Below are 18327 nucleotides of genomic sequence, written 5' to 3' on the forward strand. Positions count from 1 at the left end.
CTTTTCACAAAGGGATGCTTTTTTTATATAATCATATAGTCAATACATGAAAGCTAGGGGCGGAACAGATGGTAAAAATATTAGTAGCTGAAGATGATGAGCATATTGCTCAGTTGGTCGCAATGCATTTGGAACAGGAAGGCTATTCGGTAATTGTAAAGCACGATGGTTTGACTGCTTTGCAATATGCGAGTAATCATCATGTTGATCTCATTATTATGGATATTATGATGCCCGAGCTGGATGGGTTAGAGGTGACGAAAAAATTAAGAGAGCATCATTCAATGCCGATTATATTTTTGAGTGCCAAAACGACTGATATGGATAAAATTACGGGACTGGTCATTGGAGCAGATGATTACATGACAAAGCCGTTCAATCCAATGGAGCTTGTAGCGCGTGTTAACGCACAACTGCGACGCTATCGTCTGTTAGCACGTTCAGAGCCTGCTGAAGGGGCTGTGCTGGATCGTAATGGCTTGCGGATTGATATGGATACGAGAAGTGTACAGCTTTATGACCGAGAAGTAGAGCTTACGCCTAAGGAGTTTGACATCTTGCTGCTGCTTGCTCAGCATCCAAGAAAAGTATTCAGCACAGAAAATATTTTTGTTCAGGTTTGGGGAGAGACGTATATGGAGTCAGCCAATACCGTTATGGTACATATTCGTACGCTTCGCAAAAAGCTTGGAGACGATAAAAATAAATGGATAAAAACAGTATGGGGAGTGGGGTACAGCTTTAATGGCTAATCGGACTGGCGATGTAGGAGCGCTGCATGTAACAGGAAGCTTTCGAACAAAAATGCTTGGCGCATTTGTCATCAGCATGCTTATATCTGGTGCGATTACCTATCTGATTTATTTAGCGCTGAGATATTATTACCGAAGCAATGTTTACTTAGGAGATCCACTTGCAGGATGGCGACATTGGATATCGAAAATCGGCGATCTTAATGTGTTTTTGCTCTTGTTTATTCCGCTTTCAATTGTCATCTTTTATATGATTACGAAGCCCTATGTGAAATATTTTGATAACATATCCCAAGGCATTCACCACTTGGCAAGCGGAGACTTTACGAAGCGGGTAGAGCTTTCAACTAATGATGAGCTTCAGCAAATTGCAGATGATATTAACCGTGCAGCGGAAAAGCTGCAGGAGGCTACACGCAGGGGAGATGTTGCTGAGCAAAGCAAGGATCAGCTTGTTATGAATTTGGCTCATGATCTTAGGACGCCACTGACCTCTATTATTGGATATTTGGGCTATATTTTGCAGCATGAAACGCTAGATGCTGAACGCAGCAAGCATTTTACATCGATCGCCTATGCCAAGTCCAAGCGGCTGGAAAGCTTGATCGAGCAGCTGTTTGAAATTACACGCATGAACTATGGTCATCTTACTGTACAACTAAAGGAAATAGACGCTGCAGAATTGCTTGCTCAGCTCATGGAGGAAATGCTTCCTGTATTTGAAGCGTATGGTGTAGAGGGAAGAATGCAGCTGGATGAAAAGCTTATGATCAATGGAGACGGAGAGCTGCTTGCTCGTGTATTTGAAAATTTACTTAGCAATGCAGCTCGTTATGGAAGTGATGGCTTGTATGTAGATGTACAAGCAGAACGCACCGCAGACGCAGTTGAAGTGGTCGTAACCAATTATGGCAGCATGATTGAAGAGGAAGAGATGGGGCATATCTTCGACTTGTTCTACCGCGGTGACCAATCTCGCATGCACAAGGAAGGCAGTACGGGCCTCGGCTTGTATATAGCGAAAAATATTATTGAGCAGCACGGTGGTACAATTGTAGTGCATAGTGATGTCACGGCAACGCGCTTTACAATCAAATTTCCAGTCATCAGGTAACTTTAAGAAAAATTTAAGATTTATCCCACTTTTTTATTTAAAACCTTCCTTTACGATAACGGTATATTGTTCAAAGGAGAGTTTGCAGTGAAAAAGTGGTTTTTTATGTTGACGATGTTAGTCTTTATTGTAATAGTAGGGCAGCAGCTGCAAAAGGATCAGCCTCAAAGGGAGTTAGATCGTTATCATTCCGAGGAGAGGTATGCCGACGAAGAATCTATTGTTACGATTGAAATCGATCCTGAGCAGGTATATAAGGGAAAGCTGCTGCTCATTAATGGGGATTATCAGCTGCATGACGCTGGAATTGCGGATGATCTGGTCATGATTGACCGAGAATATGCGCTAAAGGCTGGATATGCCCTGGAGGGGGAAGAGCTAACTCTTTCCCAGCACGTATTGGATGCATACGATATGATGGTGAAAGCCGCTCAAGATGATCATCTGCAGAATTTCTTGCTGACCAGTGGCTTTCGCAGTCTAGAGCAGCAAAAGCAGCTCTACGAGCAGACAGGAAGCGATTATGCACTGCCTGCTGGTTTCAGTGAGCATAACAGCGGGCTAGCTCTTGATATTAGCTCGTTAACGTCCAAAATGGAAACAGCTCCCGAAGGCAAATGGCTGCAGGAATATGGCCCTCAGTACGGATTTATTTTGCGTTATCCTGAGCATAAGCGTCATATTACGAAAATTGCCTACGAGCCGTGGCATTTTCGATACGTAGGGTTACCGCATAGCATGATAATGAAGGACCGTGATCTTGTATTAGAGGAATATATAGAGTATTTGGCAGAGCGGCAGGAGCTTTCCGTTAAGCTAATGGGCATAAGCTATAAAGTGTCGTATTACAGCTATCAGCCTCTTATATCAATAAGTCTGGATCAACACAGTCAATATGACATCTCTGGCGATAACAGAGGGGGAATCATTGTTACCTCATGGACGGAGGAATCATAATGGGGCTGAGAAGAGTTTTGCTTTATGCTGTATTCGCGTTAAATGTGTACATGCTGTTAGTGATCATTTTATTTAAAATATCGATCCCGCAACTGAATAGCATCGTGCAGCAGATACAGCTGGTTATGGAGCGCCCGTCGATGCTGGAAGGAAGATGGCTTACAGCTAACTTTACGCCGTTTGCAACGATTAAGGAAAGCTTTTCGAGAAATCTCGCCCCTATTCAGTGGTTAAATCTGTATGGCAATATTGCAATATTTATACCGACTGGCCTTATAGCCGCGATCTTGTATGCAAAGCACCCGTTTACCAATGCGGTTTTCGTCTCGTTTATAATCAGCTTGTCTCTAGAAAGCCTGCAGCTGTTTCTGCTTATGGGATCATTTGATATTGATGATCTACTTCTCAATACTTCAGGCGGAGCAGTCGGAGGGCTCCTTGCCCTCATCGTTTTCAGGCTTAGGGGGCCAGCTAAAGCAGTGACTGCAGAAGAGAGTATATAACGTATGATTCCTCTTGATGATGCTTACACTATATTTAATACTGGAAGGCTTTACTAACTGCTTGTAGTATGAGAATCTAGTAGCAGGAGGGATCAAGATGAAAAGCCAATGGATGCTCATTCTCGGATTATTGTTTGCGTTAATTATAGCCGTATTTGCAGTTATAAATGTTGACGCTGTACAGGTTAATTATTTATTTGGTTCAACAAGCACACCGCTTATACTGGTCATAATGATCTCCACGTTGTTTGGAGGACTTGCGGTAGGGTCCCTTGGTATGATACGGGTATTCATGCTTCAACGAAAGCTTAAGCAGCTGGAAAAGCAGCTGCATGACGTTGTGAATCACAGCCTGCAAGCAACGCCAGAGCAGGAGGGGCAGGAAGAATGGAAGTTGGATGAGCCTTCTTTGAATGAGAATGAACAAGGGAGTAATAAGTAAAAAGTTAACCTTTAAGTACGCTTTATTTTTATGAAAACAATGTAGTACAATAAGAGTATAGTTGCCTAAAAGGTAGGTGTATAGAATGTCGCAAGAATCAAATCAAGAAAAGCCACTAAGTCAGGCTGAACGTGCGAAGCAATTGCTCGCTGCACGCAAGCAGCAGCAGCAAGGGCTATCTGGAAAACAGCAGCAGTCTACTGGAACGAAAAAGCTCGTCAGTCAAAACACAAAAAAAGTTAATAATCAACGCAAGAAAATGGGCGTATAGTAATCACGCCACGCTTGCAACCACAAAACGCTCTTTTTTAAGGGCGTTTTTTTGTATGGATTGCAAATGAAGGAAATTATTTCGCTGCATGAATTTATATTGTTCCCAGCATAATGTAAATATGCTAAATACCAATTCATTCGGAGGAAGACAGATGCAAGCTAGTCAATCATCGTTAAAAGTATTTTTGCTAGCTGGTGTAAAGACAAGTCCGAGCGCATTTCATGCATTGCAGCAGCGCTTGCAGCAAAAGCTTCAAGAGAAAGGCGTTACACCAGACATTGAGCTGCTATTTCCATACGGAGAGATGGAAAGGAATTTATTGTTGCAATTAATGGAGGTGAGGGCTGATTTATCCTCATATGCGTACAATGCGGGAATTGGTGGTCGAAAGGTATGGAACAGAATTGAGCCTCACGCTAGCGTACAAAAGCTGTTAATGATTGGACATAGCGGGGGTGGCGTAGCGGCTTATCAGATCGCACGTAAAATTTACGAGGAAAAATTGCCGATCGATATAAAGGTTATCCAAATTGGCTCACCGAAAACACGCATTATACCGCCATTACGGGAAAAAGTTAGCTATATCCATTCGATTGATGAAAATGGGAAATTCAAAGATCCGATAACTAAGCTCGGCAGCTGGGGAGGATGGACCGTTCGACAGGATCAATTGCCGATTCCGCAATGGGATTCTAAAAAGTATGCGCCTGGTCGCATTATTGGCGTAAATACGATTGGAGGACATGCTGATTATTTTAGACATATGTCTCCATTTACAGATGAGCTAAGTACATGCAACCTGGACAAAACGTTACTCCGAATTGACAGCTGCTTGAATGAATGGCTTGAATCCGCTACACTTAACGTAGTTCGTTAATAGTAAGGAGTGACGTAGTGGCTAATACACACACCTATTCGAAGGGTGAAGAAATCGCTAATGCCATTACACATGGGATAGGCGTTTTGCTAAGTATAGCGGCACTTGTGCTGCTCATTGTATTTGCTGCGATTAAAGGGACTGCGCTTCATGTCGTTAGCTTTACGATATATGGCAGCTCAATGGTGCTGCTTTATACAGCTTCAACACTTGTTCATAGCTTTCCTGAAGGGAAGGCAAAGCGTGTGTTTGAATCGATTGACCATTCATGTATTTACATTTTTATAGCAGGAACCTATACGCCAATTTTGTTTCATATTATACAAGGTGCTTTAGGCTGGGTGCTATTTGGGATTGTATGGGGGTTAACAGTTTTTGGTATCATCTTTAAGTCGATGTTTGCCAACCGCTTTTTGTTTACATCCACGATCCTGTACATTTTAATGGGCTGGTGCATCGTATTTGCGTGGAAGCCGTTAACAACGAATTTTGACCCGCAAGGCTTAAAGCTGCTTGTGATCGGTGGCGTGTTGTATACAGTCGGAACAATCTTTTATATGTGGAGAAGCTTCCCTTATCATCATGCGGTATGGCATTTGTTTGTGCTTGCAGGCTCAGTAATCCATTTCTTCTCCATTATTCTGTACGTCCTGCCTGTTGCTTAAAGCTCAAGCTCCAACGCAACTGGACAAAAGCCAAGAGGACTTGAACAAATCGCTTGTGCGATATCTGGCATATCTTCGGCTAAATCATGAAAATAGCTGCTCATAATGTGATTCGTGGAAATGGAGCCCTGCCGAAAATTACGCTGAACCTCGCCTTTCACGTGGAGATAGAAGTACGTTTCATCTGTTTGTGGTGAATGATAGACGAGAGTAGGCAAATGCGGCACAATATCGTACTTATTCTGAAAACGCCAGTGTACGGGCACCGTATAGTTATACGCTCTGACAAAGGCTGGATCGCCAACACGCGGCGCTCCAAACGTATAGACAATAGGACCATGAAATGGCGTATTCGTCGCGATATCGAGAGCAGCAAGTGTCGCTAGCGCACCTCCCAGGCTGTGACCGGTAATATACAACGTATGAGATGGATCTACCTCGCTCAACAGCTCCATAACCTGCTGGCGAAGCATGTAATAAATGTCGGTAAACCCTTTATGGGTATAGCCGGCATTTTTTTTCGGAAGATATTCAGTTTGCTGCGCAATGAAATCATGCACCCAGTCTATAGACGTGCTGCTGCCACGAAACGCAATGATAGAGTGCTGCTCGGAAGACAGTACGAATCCGTAGCGGTCATTGTCTATGCCGAACTCTGTTGTCATGATGGACCCAATTAAATCATAGTGATCAGGCTTAATAAAGGCTCCGGTCTCTTTATTGGCAAACTGAACATACGTTTGATTGCATAGTGCAGCAAGAAATAATGCACTTTCATAGTTAGGCTCATAAACAATACGCTTTTGAGACATGTTGAACCCTCCGATCATCTGTGGTAAGTATGACAGTATATGTAGAGACTATGAAATGGGTAACTGCGGAATAGAAAGAATTACAGCGATAAGAATGGACAGCGCTTCCATTTTTTCGTTATAATGAAAGAACTTGCAGCTTGATGCAGGTGTGTTGAAGCATTTAGGAGGGGATAGCATGACGTTGAATATTGGCTTAATCGGTACCGGTTGGTTTTCGGATATGCATGCAAGACTACTCACGCAGCAGGATGATGTGGACATTGTCGCGATTACGGGAAGCTCAAAGCAAAAGGCGGATTCCTTTGCAGCCAAGCTGCCACATGCGAAAGGATACGGCGATGCAACTGCGATGCTCGATGCGCATATGCTGGATGCTGTGTACATATGCACCCCGCCATTTGCGCATGGCATGTTCGAGGAGCTATGTATTGAACGAGGCATTCCATTTTTCATCGAAAAGCCATTATCAAGCGAAGAGCAATTGCCCCATCAGCTGCTGTCCAGAATCCAAGAAAAAGGACTTATTACGTCGGTCGGCTATCATTTCCGCTATATGGATGGAACAGAAAGGGCAAAGGAGCTGCTCGCTAATCGACAGCTTGCACTTTCATTAGGCTACTGGATGGGGGGCGCGCCAGGCGGAACCTGGTGGCGCAGACAGGAGCGCTCCGGCGGTCAATTTGTGGAACAAACGACACATATTGTCGATTTGCTTCGCTATACGGTTGGTGAAGTGACAGAAGTATATGCAGCTTATCATGAGGGCATTTTAAGCACGCAGGATGCAAATGCGAATGTCGCAGATGCAGGTACTGTAACGTTGAAGCTGACTAACGGAAGCGTTGCTACGATTAGCAATACTTGTATTATTCCGGCAGGTGAGCAGTGTGGCTTACATATTTATACGAATGAAGGAAAACTTGAGATTACACATGGCGGTGTGAAGGATCATACAGCCGATAAGATTATTGAATATAAAAACCGCAGCAATCCTTATGAGAAGCAGATGAAGGCTTTTCTGCATGCTGTTGGAACTGGTGATGCTTCTCAGATTCGTTCCAGCTATGAGGATGCATGCCAAACACATCGTGTCACGATGGCAGCTAATGCTTCAGCGGCGAGCGGGAATGTAATTAAACTGGCTTAGCAGCCATGAACACTACATAGCTGTGCAAAGCAAAGGCCCTTCATGATGAATGAAGGGCCTTGCTTTGTCATAATTACTTATTTAATTTCTTTATTTTCGCTTGCTTCGCGAAGGAAGCGGGTCATCACTCAACTGTAAAACTGACTTCGGCTTTTCCTTACGCTGCTTTTTTGTCTTATTCCTATGCTTTCGTGAAGGCAGTTCCTCTTGCTCCGTTTCAAGCTGCTGCTTATCGAATATAATATCATTCAATTTCGTTTCTTTTATTGATTGCCGCTTCTTTCTTGTTAGCAATATATCACCGGTCCAGCCTTTCCTCCATAGCATGAAATAGATGAACCCGGTAATCATCACAATTACTGCGAGCATGTAGAAGAATCCTTGCGGCTCGTTTTTAAAGGGCAAATTGATAAAGTTTGTTCCCCAAATCGCACCGATTATCGTTGCAGGCAAACAAACTGCTGTAAAAATCGTTAGTGTACGAATGATTTCGTTGCCCCTAAAGTTGGATAATGCATCGTCTACAGAAATTAATGTGTCAATTTCAATCGCATAATGCTTCAGCAGATTATCAATGCGTTGCAAACGATACTGGATACGCTGATAGCCTTCGCTGGCAATTAATTGTTCAAGAAATGCCTCCTTGGCCAAGCCCTCCAGTTCACGAATCGGTAAGTATAAGTGACTGTAGTGTAGCAGCTCATATCGCCTATCAATAATCATATCGATCAGATCCTTGCGATTACGTTCCTTCATATCCTGCTCTAATTGTCCAAGACGTTTCTCGAATTGATCAAGCCCGACATGCAGGCTTTCTAGCAGCGTGCCTAGCATGAGAAAAAATGCTTCTGGTGCGTTGTGGCAGCGCTCATACTGCTCGAGCGAGTCTATATGCTGCAATCGAAGCGGGATGCGTGCATCACGCTGCATCGTAATCAGCTTCGTAGATGACAGCCAGAAATGAAAAGGGACAAGATCCTTTTCATCATCAGACAGCTGTACCATGATCGTCCCTTGGACAACAGGGCCGAACCCTTCAATCTTCTGGATCAAAATTTGATTGGCAAAGCGTTCATAGCTGTCATTAATCCAGATTGCAGCTTCTGGATAGCTTTGTATAAGCTCTCGCTTTTCATTGCTATAACGTCCATCTGACGTGCTCAGGGAAGTCGTGATCGATTTGGAACGGGCATGCTGGCGTCGTTGAGAGGCCACGGATAAATGCTTAAGCTGCAGAACATGCCATTCCCAGCCCGCCATATAACGAAGATTTCGATGGATCAACAGCTCTGCAACCTCCTTTAATCACGTAAAACATCTACATACCATCATATCGCAACCGAAATGCAGGCACAACCATATCGCTTAAATAATACATTATTAGAACTTATCTATAAAAATTCGACAGCATGATTGGTAACTAAGCTAATTGGGCATAACAACACTGAGCATAAGATTGTAAATTGGAGGGTAGCTATGATCACGAAGGTATTATTATTTGAAAGTGAGCATGCCGCCGCTGAGGGCTTGCGCAGATTAGAAGGCTCTGGAGTTCCAGCCAGTCAGCTACGTGTACTTGTATCCAACGTTGAGCATAGTCGCTTGCTTAATGCGGAGACAGCGATTCATATCGACTTGTTAAGTGAAATCACGAGCGCCAATCACGAGGAGAATGATTGGAACGCGTCTGCTGATCAGGGCTTTATCGTTCCTTTTTTTACTCCGCAGACCACACCAGTGCAGGTTCCGATTGGAGGCATTCCAGGCATCGTTCAAGAGGACTTTGAGCAAGAGCATGCTGTTCCTTCATTATTGGAATATGGGCTTAGCGAGGAGCTTGCTCAGCGCTGCATGATTGCGCTTCAAGCAGGTCAATGTGTTGTATGTATTACTGAAGACCAGTATGATGAGGGGATTTTTGAAAATTTATCAATGGGGTTATCAGATTCTTCTCAGCATGCTGCTTTTACAGGTGCAGTTGAAGTGTTGAACAACCGTGAATAAACAAGAGCAGCCCTCATCTTTATTCCTGCTAATAATGGAGTAAGGGTGAGGGCAAATTTTTTATGTTCGGGTTACAGATAAAATAGACGCAAGCTCAGGCTGTTCCATCGCTCCGCTTATTATTTGGGCAATTAGATTAGCTCCAAGCATACTGTATACCATCCCGTTTCCTCCGTATCCTAATAGATATATACGCTTGGGATCATCCTGATCAGAACCGACGTACGGTAAACCATCCTTAGGCTCATGGAAGTAAGCGTTCCAATAATAGGCTATACCTGTTTCTGTAGCTGGAAAAAGCTTATTCAGCTCCAAAAGCAGCTGTTTACTTTTTTGTAAGGCGTCCTTCTCATTTAGTATGGAGGATCTCTCATCGAGCCCGCCAATAACGATACGTGAATCCTTCGTAGTTCTCATATATAAATATGGACGTGCGGTTTCCCAGATTAGCATTCGCTCATGCCAAAAGCTCAGATCATCAATCGGATCAGTCACAAGTACATACGAACGATTAATAAAAAAGTTAAGCTGGGGCTGTTGAAGCTGCTCATAGTGATAACCAACTGCATGAATGATGTATTCTGCATGGATGCGATGCTCGTTATTGATCGTTACTTGATAGCTCCCATCAGCAAGCTTGTCAAAGCCTGTCATCTTGGAGCGTTCGAATATTGCTTGATTATACTTACTTAAAAATTGGGCCAGACGAATAACAAACAGATGAGGATTAATTTCCGCATCCTGGTGTGTAATCAGAGCCGAGCGTTTGGAAAATGGGAAGTGGCGGGCGATCCGCTGCTGATCCCACAGTTCACAAGGCAGCTGAAGACTCGATAATGCCTCATATTCTTTTTCCAGCTTTAGCGCATCGATTGGCTCTGAACAAAGCTGCAGGCTGCTTCGCGTATGAAGCTGAACGTCGCCTGTTTCTGCTTCTATCCGCTTAGCTATATTTCCGATCTGATTGACAGCATTGAAGCAGCTTACATAAAACAAGTCAGCTTTTTGCTTGCCGATATGCTTTCGCAGCTCATGGAGCATCATATCGCTGCAGTATTGCAGCAGGCCTGTGCTCGCTAGCGAGCTTCCTTCGGAAATTTCTTTTGCTTCTACTAATATAAAATCAATATTGCGTTCATGCAGCATATAAGCGGTCAGCAGCCCCGACATACCGCCTCCAACAACAAGCGCTTTGGTAGAGCAGGATGACGTTAGCTGAGGCCATTGTGTTATACCTGTGTCAAATGTGCACCAGTAGGCAGCTTCCGTATGAAGCTCTTTCATAGATCGTTTCACCTCTAGGCACAGTATGCCCATAAACGCTATTCCTTTAATACTCGTTTGCGGTAGGCTGTCGGAGATTGCTGGTACGCCTTGCGAAACTGCTTGGAAAAATAAAGCGCATCCTGGATGCCTACTGAGGCTGCAACTTGTTCAATCGTTAGCTCTGGACGTTCGCGCAGCATATGGCGTGCATGGTCCAAGCGCAAATTCAATAAAAAGGTGCTCGGCGGCATTCCAACCTTCTGCTTGAACAGTCGAGACAGGTAGGCCCGGTTGTAGCCAAACGCTTCCGCCATATGCTCAATGCTAACGGGATGGGTGTATTGAGATGTAAGGTAATGAACCATTTGTTTGTGAAGCTGCTGCTCAGCTCGGTGTGAGCTTGGAAGCAGCTGTGCTTCAAGGTGCTGCTTTTTTCCGTAATCTGACATAATGAGCTGCAATAGGCCTGAAGCTTGAATGGTGGAGGTGGCATGACCTTCTCGAAAAGCTTCTAATATTTGCTGATAGTATTCCGCTGTTTTATGGTAGTCATCTAAAGATACTACTTCGTAGGAAGGTATAAAGCCAGCTATTGCTGCGAGCTGTTCTGCCTGCTCGCCAGTAAATGCGACCCAGCGATAACGCCAGGGATGCTGTGAGTCTGACTCGTAAGAAATCAGCTGGTTTGGTCGAATGAGAAAGGTATCTCCAGCTTTAAGCTCGTAGCGCTGCTGTTCGGTGACGTAGCTTCCATAACCATCCAGTACGATATGCATTAAGTAAAAGCTATACACCTTGGGACCAAGTCGATGATTCGGCTGAGTCTGACTTTCGCCTGCGAATAAGACATGCAGTGAGTGATTCACTTCCATGCTGGGGTTGGAAGAGACACGGTAGCTTTCATGCTTATGTGAAGCCTGATCATTAGACCTGCTGTCATCAGGTTGATGAAATGAAGGTTTAAACATATCTGATCCCTCCTTATGCTCATTGTAACGTATACGCATATGAAGCGAAAGTCACATTACTCCATATTGATTTCACTTGCCACCATTTAGCTTGTGTAAAATAAAGACTATACTAGAACCAAGATCAAAATATCATTTGATAAAGGATGGAACGAATCATGGCAAATATTCAGGAATTAAACAAGAAATTTGTAGAGCGCTTTGGTGAGTCCGAGCGTACCATTCATGTGTTTCATGCACCTGGACGTGTTAATTTGATTGGAGAGCATACCGACTACAACGGTGGCTATGTGTTTCCTGCTGCTCTAACATTTGGAACAACGCTGCTTATACGCAAACGTGATGATAAAGGTCTGGGACTTGCAACAACGAATTTTCCGAAAACTAATGTACTTAGTGTTGAAAAGATTGTCTATGATGAAGCTGATGATTGGATGAATTATCCGAAAGGGATTGTAAATGAAATGCATCAGCAAGGCATTACATTCAGCTCAGGTTACGACCTGCTGTATCATGGAGAAATTCCTAACGGTTCAGGCTTGTCTTCTTCAGCTTCTATTGAAGTTGTAACGGCTTTTGCTTTGCTTACACTTGAAAATCAACCGGTTGATACGGTGAAGATTGCACTTATGTCACAAAAATCAGAGAATGAGTTTAATGGTGTCAAATGCGGTATTATGGATCAATTTGCAGTTGCCAACGGTAAAAAGGATCATGCGATTTTGCTTATGTGCGATACGCTGGAGTACGACTTAGTTCCGTTTAACTCAGGCAGCTACAAGCTGGTGATCGGCAATACCAATAAGCGTCGTGGCTTGGTTGACTCAGCATACAATGAGCGCCGTGCGCAATGCGAGCAGGCTGTGCAGGACTTGAAAGCTGCTCATCCTGAGCTAACACTGCTAGGTCAGCTTTCTCTAGAGCAATTCAATGCATCCAAGCATTTGATTAAGGACGAGGTTGTATCAAAGCGTGCGCAGCATGTTGTCGAGGAAATCGATCGTGTATTGAAGTCAATGGATGCTTTGAAGGCAAATGATCTGCAAGCATTCGGGCAATTAATGAATGGCTCGCATGATTCTCTCCGTGATCTGTATGAGGTGACAGGGGATGAGCTTGATGCGATGGTAGACGCAGCACGCAAAGTGCCAGGCGTGCTAGGTGCGCGCATGACTGGGGCAGGCTTTGGCGGCTGTACGGTATCTCTTGTACATGAGGATTCGGTCGAGCAATTCAAGGAGCAGGTTGGCAAGGAATACAATGAGAAAACAGGTCTAAATGCTGATTTCTATGTATGCTCAATCGGCAACGGTGTAGAGCAGTTGGCTTAGTTCTGTCGTGGTTTACGAAAAGTTTAAGCGAAGGCTTCCGAAGTAACTTTTCTACCAGGAAGTAAATTCATAGATGTTTACGAAAAGTTTAAGCGAAGGCTTCCGAAGTAACTTTTCTACAAGGAAGCAAATTCATAGATGTTTACGAAAAGTTTAAGCGAAGGCTTCCGAAGTAACTTTTCTACGAGGAAGTAAATTCATAGATGTTTACGAAAAGTTTGGAGGAGAATAAGATGGCGGTTTTAGTGACTGGCGGAGCGGGTTATATTGGTTCTCACACGGTGGCTGCGTTGCATGAACGCGGCGATGAGATTGTTGTACTTGATAATTTGCAGCAGGGGCATAAAGATGCTCTGCTTGGCGGCAAGCTTTATGTCGGTGATCTGCGTGATGGAGAGACGCTTGACAAGCTGTTCAGCGAAAATGATATTGATGCGGTTATACACTTCGCAGCTAATTCATTAGTTGGAGAAAGCATGAAGGACCCAGGCAAGTACTATCACAATAATGTGTATGGCACGCTTTGTCTGCTAGAAAAAATGAATCAGTACGGCGTGAAAAAAATCGTGTTTTCTTCAACTGCAGCAACCTACGGCGAGCCTGAAAGTGTTCCGATTGATGAATATGATCGTACGCAGCCTACGAATGCTTATGGCGAGACAAAGCTTGCCATGGAGAAAATGATGAAATGGTTTGATGTGGCTCACGGCGTAAAATATATTTCTCTGCGTTACTTTAACGCTGCTGGTGCGCATGCTAGTGGGAAAATTGGCGAGGCGCATGATCCTGAGACGCATTTGATTCCAATTGTGCTTGAAGCTGCGCTTGGCAAGCGACCACATATTTCCGTATTTGGCGACGATTACGATACAGAGGACGGCACTTGCATCCGCGACTATATTCACGTCAGTGATTTGGCTGATGCACATACGCTTGCGCTTGACGCACTTCGTGCGGGCAAGGATAGCGCAATCTACAATCTGGGAAGCAGCAATGGTTTCTCGGTTAAACAAGTTATCGATATTGCACGTGAAGTTACAGGCCGAGAAATTCCAGTTGTGATGGAGAAACGTCGTGCGGGTGACCCGGCAGTGTTGATCGCCTCTTCCAGTCGCGCACGTCAAGAGCTTGGCTGGAATCCGGCCCGCAGCAATTTGAAGGACATTATTGCAAGTGCTTGGAGCTGGCATCTAAACCATCCTAATGGCTACAGCAAGTAATGACGTGAAAGAGGAAGGGGAATATACCATGACAGCACAAGCGTCAGCAGAGCAAGCGCAATTGCAGATCGCTCGACTCGTTCAGTTTGCACAGCAGCAAGGATTAATTGACGCTGCTGATAAGCACTACGCTACGAATGCGCTGCTTGATTTGTTTAAGTTCGATGAACCATATGATAGAGAGATCCATGCGGAGCAGCTCTCAGCACCAATCGAGCCGCTGGAGCAACTGCTCGATTATGGCTACAGCATCGGATTAATGGCTGAGAACACATTAACCTATCGTGATTTGCTCGATGCGAAAATTATGGGCGTGTTTGTCGCTCGTCCCTCGGAGCTGATTGCAACATTCAATAAGCTTGCCGAGGAAAAGGGGATTGAAGCCGCTACAGACATGTTTTATAAGCTTAGCATCGACAGCAACTATATTCGCATGGATCGAATTGCAAAAAATCCAAACTGGCTGCATCAGACGCCATATGGAGATTTGCAAATTACGGTCAACCTTTCGAAGCCTGAAAAAGACCCTAAGGAAATCGCATTGCTGAAGACGCTGCCTCCAGCAAAATATCCAAAATGCTTGCTTTGCGCGGAAAATGTGAACTATGCGGGGCGTGTCAACCATCCTGCTCGCCAAAATCATCGTACGATTCCATTAATGCTGCAAGGCGAGGAATGGCATTTGCAGTATTCACCGTATGTTTACTATAATGAGCACAGCATTGTTTTCAAGGGCTTACATGAACCGATGGCAGTAACGCCTCAGTCTATGGCTAGGCTGCTTGATTTCGTAGAGCAATATCCGCACTACTTTATCGGCTCTAATGCAGATTTGCCAATCGTTGGCGGCTCTATTCTATCGCACGATCATTTCCAGGCAGGTAAGCATGTATTCCCGATGGAAACGGCTCCGATCGAAGCTAATTTCCGTTCGGAGGCTTATCCGAATATTAAGCTGGGTATTGTGAAGTGGCCGATGAGTGTTATTCGTCTGCAAAGCATTTCCAAGGAAGACATTCATGCGCTAGCTGCAGTTATTCTTGATGCGTGGAGAGGCTACAGTGATCCCGAGGCAGATATATTTGCTTATACCGAGCAAGATGGCCAGCGAATCCCGCATAATACCATTACGCCGATTGCACGCAAGCTGTCTTCTGGTGAATTCGAGCTTGACCTTGTTCTTCGCAATAACCGTACAAGCGAGGAGCATCCAGATGGTATTTTCCATCCACATCAGCATTTGCATCATATTAAAAAGGAAAATATCGGGCTTATTGAAGTTATGGGGCTTGCTGTATTGCCAGGACGCTTGAAGGAAGAGCTGGCTGCAATCGCAACGATACTAAGCAGTGGTACTGAGCTTGAGGCAACAAAGGCGACAGACCACGCACTTAATAAGCATGCTGACTGGATTGCTGAGCTTGCTGCTCAGTTTGGTACAGGCATGACTGAAGCTGAGGCTCTATCACTTGTCCAGGCACAAACAGGCGCGAAGTTTCTAGAGGTACTGCATGATGCAGGCGTATATAAACGTAATGATATAGGACAATATGCCTTTAGACGCTTTATTGAAGCATTACAATTTCACGTATAATAAAAAAAATGATAAATAAATACCCAAAAAATTCCCATTTGTTTCTATCAAATGGGAATTTTTTGTTGTAATAAAATCCGAAATGTGGTATTTTTTATTTAATTATGTCATACTCGTTCTACGTAAACATGCGAAGAGTTGGAGGGATTAAGTTGATTGAAAAAATGATGCCCCTAGATGAGTTCTTAAAGCTGGATTCCGATGAACAGGTTGAGAGACTAAAACGTTGGAAAATGACTTATACATTGAAGGACATACGTGAAGCGTGGAACTTTAAACATTCAGCGCAGTACTATATGCTACTTAAAAAGTTAAGGATTTATGAAAGAGTAGTAAATAAGTCGGATAAGTTCTATCCACAGCCTGAGTCACAGCGCCTAGGTGCGGACGGAGTGTGGAGAACATACAATGACACTTCAGCAGCTCTTGGCGATCATTTTAATTTTCAGCTTAACACATCCATTACTGGTGCAGAGCTCGCTGAGAAACTAGAAAGAATTGCGTATTTCCTGAAGGGCGAAGAGAAGAACGTACATGTAAGACTATCGATTATTGTAAATGAAAGCGATAACGCAACGGAATAAGGATAAAGTATAAGACTGTAGCTCAAGTATAACTTGCAGCCACAGTCTTTGTATTAATTTCTTAGTTTGCCAAGCTCTGATACCAATGCCTCTACTTCACTAATACTGAAATTGTCTTTAGAGGCTACAACCTCATAAATATCTTTAATATCCTCATAGTTTTCCAAATTAAAGCTTGATGCTTGCATTGCGGCAGCAGAAGCCATTTTCAGCTTTGATTTAATTGCTTCGATCATGTATACCATGTTGTCTACGGTTGCTTGCTCCAAGTTTGACATCCAATCGCTCCTTATTGTTCCTTATGTTCCTATATTGGTCATTGTACCACGAAACCATGTACATGAACTACAAATTGAACTGATATGTAAAATTAGATACAATAGATCTGTTATATTCGATGTATGTATGAATTAGAAGGGATATCGAAAAAATATGATGGAATCTGCCAAGCTTCGCATGGCTCGCAATTCAGTGACAAGCGAGCAGAACGTTAGGGAGCTGTGTCAATTTTTACGAGTCATTTACGAACAATGTCCGAATCAAGAGGACATTGTCTTTATTTGTATAGGAACTGATCAATCAACGGGTGATTCATTTGGACCATTAATGGGCAGCAGTCTTCAAAGGCTGGGTTTTCCGCATGTGATTGGCACATTGGCTTTTCCATGCGATGCCTATCGCGTTGAGGCAGAAGTCAAGGCGCTGCAGCAGCAGTCCAAGGTTATCGTTGCAATCGATGCATGTCTTGGAAGGGAGAAGCAGGTTGGGCAATATCTTTTGACTCATGGTCCATTGCTTCCAGGGGCCGCAACAGGAAGAAGATTGCCCGCAGTAGGTGATCACAGTATTGCCGCTGTTGTAAATGAATCTGGACCGAAAGCCTACTGGAAAATTCAAAATACTTCCTTATATATCGTATTGGAGCTGGTTCATGTGCTTGCGGCACAAATTGCACGAATATGGGGCTTAAAAGAGGAGGAAATATGACGCAATCCATTAGCAATGCACGCTATACATTGAAAAATGGTCTAGCATTGGCTTATTACGATTCTAAGCATGCGGCTGCTGGACAGAATCAGCAGCCCATTGTTGTGCTGCTGCACGGATATTGCGGCAGCTCAGCATATTTCAAGGAGCTTGCACCACTGCTTGAAGGGTCTTGTCGTGTAATTGCGCTCGATCTAATTGGACATGGACAATCAGAGCTAAGTGAGGACGAGATATACAGCCTCGATACACATGCTGCTATGATTGAAGAATGGCTGGAAGGGCTAGGAATTATGCAGGCACAGTTGTTTGGTCATTCAATGGGCGGCTATCTTACGCTTGCTGTTGCACAGCGCAAGCCGGCGTTCTTGCAAGCATTTGGTTTGCTGCATTCAACAGCGCTGCCTGACTCCGAGCAGGCCCGAGACAATCGAGATGCGGCGATCAATACGGTTAAGGAGAAAGGAGTAGCTGCATTCGTCAGCAATCTAGTTCCTAAGCTGGTTGCTGCTGATCATCCAGAGCGTAAAGCGTTGATCGAGGCAGCAGTTGAAATTGGTAATGAAACATCAGCCAATGCTGTTATCGGCTATGCTAGAGGAATGAAGGAGCGTCCGGATCGTACAGTTACAATTGAACAATCGAGGCTTCCAGTATTGTTAGTATCGGGGGCTAAGGATGCAGTAGTGAATACGGATCAGACATTTGCAGGAAGACAAGCAGCTACACGCTGTGAAGTGATTGAGGATGCAGGACATATGGGAATGCTGGAAACACCGCAGCAGCTTGCAGATGTGCTGATGAAATTTATAGGAACGGTTCATTAA

21 protein-coding genes are annotated in these 18327 nt (G+C 44.1%); 16 read left to right on the top strand and 5 right to left on the bottom strand.

Features of this window, described 5'->3' with window-relative positions; translation table 11 throughout:
• Positions 1-68 precede the first annotated feature (68 nt).
• From ACFP56_RS13445 to trhA, 8 genes are all read left to right on the top strand, one after another.
• A complete protein-coding gene (locus tag ACFP56_RS13445; RefSeq protein ID WP_379235293.1) occupies positions 69-752 on the top strand; it encodes a response regulator transcription factor in 684 nt (227 codons plus the stop codon).
• Complete coding sequence (locus tag ACFP56_RS13450; protein ID WP_379235295.1) at positions 745-1866, top strand: sensor histidine kinase; 1122 nt, start codon at positions 745-747, stop codon at positions 1864-1866. Before ACFP56_RS13445 ends, ACFP56_RS13450 begins: the two co-directional genes overlap by 8 nt.
• A gap of 87 nt (positions 1867-1953) precedes the next feature.
• On the top strand, positions 1954-2823 hold the full coding sequence (locus tag ACFP56_RS13455; RefSeq protein ID WP_379235297.1) for a M15 family metallopeptidase: 870 nt from the start codon (positions 1954-1956) through the stop codon (positions 2821-2823).
• Positions 2823-3326: a VanZ family protein gene (locus tag ACFP56_RS13460; protein ID WP_379235299.1), complete on the top strand. Its 504-nt coding sequence runs from the start codon at positions 2823-2825 to the stop codon at positions 3324-3326. Before ACFP56_RS13455 ends, ACFP56_RS13460 begins: the two co-directional genes overlap by 1 nt.
• Positions 3327-3423: 97 nt before the next feature.
• Positions 3424-3768 carry a LapA family protein gene (locus ACFP56_RS13465; protein ID WP_379235301.1) on the top strand — a complete coding sequence of 115 codons (345 nt, stop codon included), beginning with the start codon at positions 3424-3426 and terminating at the stop codon, positions 3766-3768.
• 85 nt (positions 3769-3853) lie between these two features.
• On the top strand, positions 3854-4039 hold the full coding sequence (locus tag ACFP56_RS13470; protein WP_379235303.1) for a hypothetical protein: 186 nt from the start codon (positions 3854-3856) through the stop codon (positions 4037-4039).
• A gap of 154 nt (positions 4040-4193) precedes the next feature.
• On the top strand, positions 4194-4919 hold the full coding sequence (locus tag ACFP56_RS13475) for a hypothetical protein (RefSeq protein ID WP_379235305.1): 726 nt from the start codon (positions 4194-4196) through the stop codon (positions 4917-4919).
• Between the two features lie 17 nt (positions 4920-4936).
• Positions 4937-5584, top strand: a complete 648-nt coding sequence (gene trhA / locus ACFP56_RS13480) for a PAQR family membrane homeostasis protein TrhA (RefSeq protein ID WP_379235307.1) — start codon at positions 4937-4939, stop codon at positions 5582-5584.
• On the opposite strand, the gene ACFP56_RS13485 is transcribed toward trhA, so the two are convergent.
• On the bottom strand, positions 5581-6396 hold the full coding sequence (locus ACFP56_RS13485) for a lipase family protein (protein WP_379235309.1): 816 nt from the start codon (positions 6394-6396) through the stop codon (positions 5581-5583). The two genes, trhA and ACFP56_RS13485, sit on opposite strands and share 4 nt — an antisense overlap.
• A 178-nt stretch (positions 6397-6574) precedes the next feature.
• On the opposite strand from ACFP56_RS13485, the gene ACFP56_RS13490 reads away from it, so the two are divergent.
• Entirely contained in the window at positions 6575-7546 is a 972-nt protein-coding gene (locus ACFP56_RS13490) for a Gfo/Idh/MocA family protein (RefSeq protein ID WP_379235311.1), read from the top strand.
• 90 nt (positions 7547-7636) lie between these two features.
• Here the strand turns inward: ACFP56_RS13490 and ACFP56_RS13495 are convergent, their stop codons facing one another.
• The gene (locus ACFP56_RS13495; protein ID WP_379235313.1) at positions 7637-8830 is read right to left on the bottom strand and encodes a magnesium transporter CorA family protein; all 1194 of its coding nucleotides are present in this window, start codon (positions 8828-8830) and stop codon (positions 7637-7639) included.
• Positions 8831-9022: 192 nt separating this feature from the next.
• Here ACFP56_RS13495 and ACFP56_RS13500 point away from each other — a divergent pair, with 192 nt between their 5' ends.
• The gene (locus ACFP56_RS13500) at positions 9023-9550 is read left to right on the top strand and encodes a hypothetical protein (RefSeq protein WP_379235315.1); all 528 of its coding nucleotides are present in this window, start codon (positions 9023-9025) and stop codon (positions 9548-9550) included.
• Positions 9551-9610: 60 nt separating this feature from the next.
• Here ACFP56_RS13500 and ACFP56_RS13505 read toward each other — a convergent pair whose 3' ends face one another.
• Positions 9611-10834, bottom strand: coding sequence for an NAD(P)/FAD-dependent oxidoreductase (locus ACFP56_RS13505; RefSeq protein ID WP_379235317.1), 1224 nt, complete (start codon positions 10832-10834; stop codon positions 9611-9613).
• A 38-nt stretch (positions 10835-10872) separates the two neighbouring features.
• The gene (locus ACFP56_RS13510; RefSeq protein WP_379235319.1) at positions 10873-11784 is read right to left on the bottom strand and encodes an AraC family ligand binding domain-containing protein; all 912 of its coding nucleotides are present in this window, start codon (positions 11782-11784) and stop codon (positions 10873-10875) included.
• 158 nt (positions 11785-11942) lie between these two features.
• Here ACFP56_RS13510 and ACFP56_RS13515 point away from each other — a divergent pair, with 158 nt between their 5' ends.
• From ACFP56_RS13515 to ACFP56_RS13530, 4 genes are all read left to right on the top strand, one after another.
• Positions 11943-13115, top strand: a complete 1173-nt coding sequence (locus ACFP56_RS13515; RefSeq protein WP_379235321.1) for a galactokinase — start codon at positions 11943-11945, stop codon at positions 13113-13115.
• Positions 13116-13348: 233 nt separating this feature from the next.
• A complete protein-coding gene (gene galE, locus ACFP56_RS13520; RefSeq protein ID WP_379235323.1) occupies positions 13349-14335 on the top strand; it encodes a UDP-glucose 4-epimerase GalE in 987 nt (328 codons plus the stop codon).
• A gap of 28 nt (positions 14336-14363) precedes the next feature.
• Positions 14364-15929: a UDP-glucose--hexose-1-phosphate uridylyltransferase gene (locus ACFP56_RS13525; RefSeq protein WP_379235325.1), complete on the top strand. Its 1566-nt coding sequence runs from the start codon at positions 14364-14366 to the stop codon at positions 15927-15929.
• 152 nt (positions 15930-16081) lie between these two features.
• The gene (locus tag ACFP56_RS13530) at positions 16082-16513 is read left to right on the top strand and encodes a hypothetical protein (protein ID WP_379235327.1); all 432 of its coding nucleotides are present in this window, start codon (positions 16082-16084) and stop codon (positions 16511-16513) included.
• A 53-nt stretch (positions 16514-16566) separates the two neighbouring features.
• Here the strand turns inward: ACFP56_RS13530 and ACFP56_RS13535 are convergent, their stop codons facing one another.
• Positions 16567-16791 carry a DUF1128 domain-containing protein gene (locus ACFP56_RS13535; protein ID WP_379235329.1) on the bottom strand — a complete coding sequence of 75 codons (225 nt, stop codon included), beginning with the start codon at positions 16789-16791 and terminating at the stop codon, positions 16567-16569.
• 154 nt (positions 16792-16945) lie between these two features.
• On the opposite strand from ACFP56_RS13535, the gene yyaC reads away from it, so the two are divergent.
• Positions 16946-17500: a spore protease YyaC gene (gene yyaC, locus ACFP56_RS13540; protein ID WP_379235331.1), complete on the top strand. Its 555-nt coding sequence runs from the start codon at positions 16946-16948 to the stop codon at positions 17498-17500.
• Positions 17497-18327 (top strand): alpha/beta fold hydrolase, encoded by an 831-nt coding sequence (locus ACFP56_RS13545; RefSeq protein WP_379235333.1) that lies wholly within the window; start codon positions 17497-17499, stop codon positions 18325-18327. The genes yyaC and ACFP56_RS13545 overlap by 4 nt, the downstream gene beginning before the upstream one ends.

The sequence above is a fragment of the Paenibacillus septentrionalis genome (genome assembly GCF_042659865.1).
In the GTDB taxonomy this organism is placed as follows: domain Bacteria; phylum Bacillota; class Bacilli; order Paenibacillales; family Paenibacillaceae; genus Pristimantibacillus; species Pristimantibacillus septentrionalis.

Excerpts from the sequence above, each read along its gene's own strand:
- ACFP56_RS13450 (WP_379235295.1), top strand. The coding sequence starts at position 745 with ATGGCTAATCGGACTGGCGATGTAGGAGCGCTGCATGTAACAGGAAGC.
- ACFP56_RS13545 (WP_379235333.1), top strand. The coding sequence starts at position 17,497 with ATGACGCAATCCATTAGCAATGCACGCTATACATTGAAAAATGGTCTA.
- ACFP56_RS13510 (WP_379235319.1), bottom strand. The coding sequence starts at position 11,784 with ATGTTTAAACCTTCATTTCATCAACCTGATGACAGCAGGTCTAATGAT.
- ACFP56_RS13515 (WP_379235321.1), top strand. The coding sequence starts at position 11,943 with ATGGCAAATATTCAGGAATTAAACAAGAAATTTGTAGAGCGCTTTGGT.
- ACFP56_RS13460 (WP_379235299.1), top strand. The coding sequence starts at position 2,823 with ATGGGGCTGAGAAGAGTTTTGCTTTATGCTGTATTCGCGTTAAATGTG.
- ACFP56_RS13485 (WP_379235309.1), bottom strand. The coding sequence starts at position 6,396 with ATGTCTCAAAAGCGTATTGTTTATGAGCCTAACTATGAAAGTGCATTA.
- ACFP56_RS13525 (WP_379235325.1), top strand. The coding sequence starts at position 14,364 with ATGACAGCACAAGCGTCAGCAGAGCAAGCGCAATTGCAGATCGCTCGA.
- ACFP56_RS13445 (WP_379235293.1), top strand. The coding sequence starts at position 69 with ATGGTAAAAATATTAGTAGCTGAAGATGATGAGCATATTGCTCAGTTG.
- yyaC (WP_379235331.1), top strand. The coding sequence starts at position 16,946 with ATGATGGAATCTGCCAAGCTTCGCATGGCTCGCAATTCAGTGACAAGC.
- ACFP56_RS13470 (WP_379235303.1), top strand. The coding sequence starts at position 3,854 with ATGTCGCAAGAATCAAATCAAGAAAAGCCACTAAGTCAGGCTGAACGT.
- ACFP56_RS13505 (WP_379235317.1), bottom strand. The coding sequence starts at position 10,834 with ATGAAAGAGCTTCATACGGAAGCTGCCTACTGGTGCACATTTGACACA.
- galE (WP_379235323.1), top strand. The coding sequence starts at position 13,349 with ATGGCGGTTTTAGTGACTGGCGGAGCGGGTTATATTGGTTCTCACACG.
- ACFP56_RS13475 (WP_379235305.1), top strand. The coding sequence starts at position 4,194 with ATGCAAGCTAGTCAATCATCGTTAAAAGTATTTTTGCTAGCTGGTGTA.
- ACFP56_RS13465 (WP_379235301.1), top strand. The coding sequence starts at position 3,424 with ATGAAAAGCCAATGGATGCTCATTCTCGGATTATTGTTTGCGTTAATT.
- ACFP56_RS13535 (WP_379235329.1), bottom strand. The coding sequence starts at position 16,791 with ATGTCAAACTTGGAGCAAGCAACCGTAGACAACATGGTATACATGATC.
- ACFP56_RS13500 (WP_379235315.1), top strand. The coding sequence starts at position 9,023 with ATGATCACGAAGGTATTATTATTTGAAAGTGAGCATGCCGCCGCTGAG.
- ACFP56_RS13490 (WP_379235311.1), top strand. The coding sequence starts at position 6,575 with ATGACGTTGAATATTGGCTTAATCGGTACCGGTTGGTTTTCGGATATG.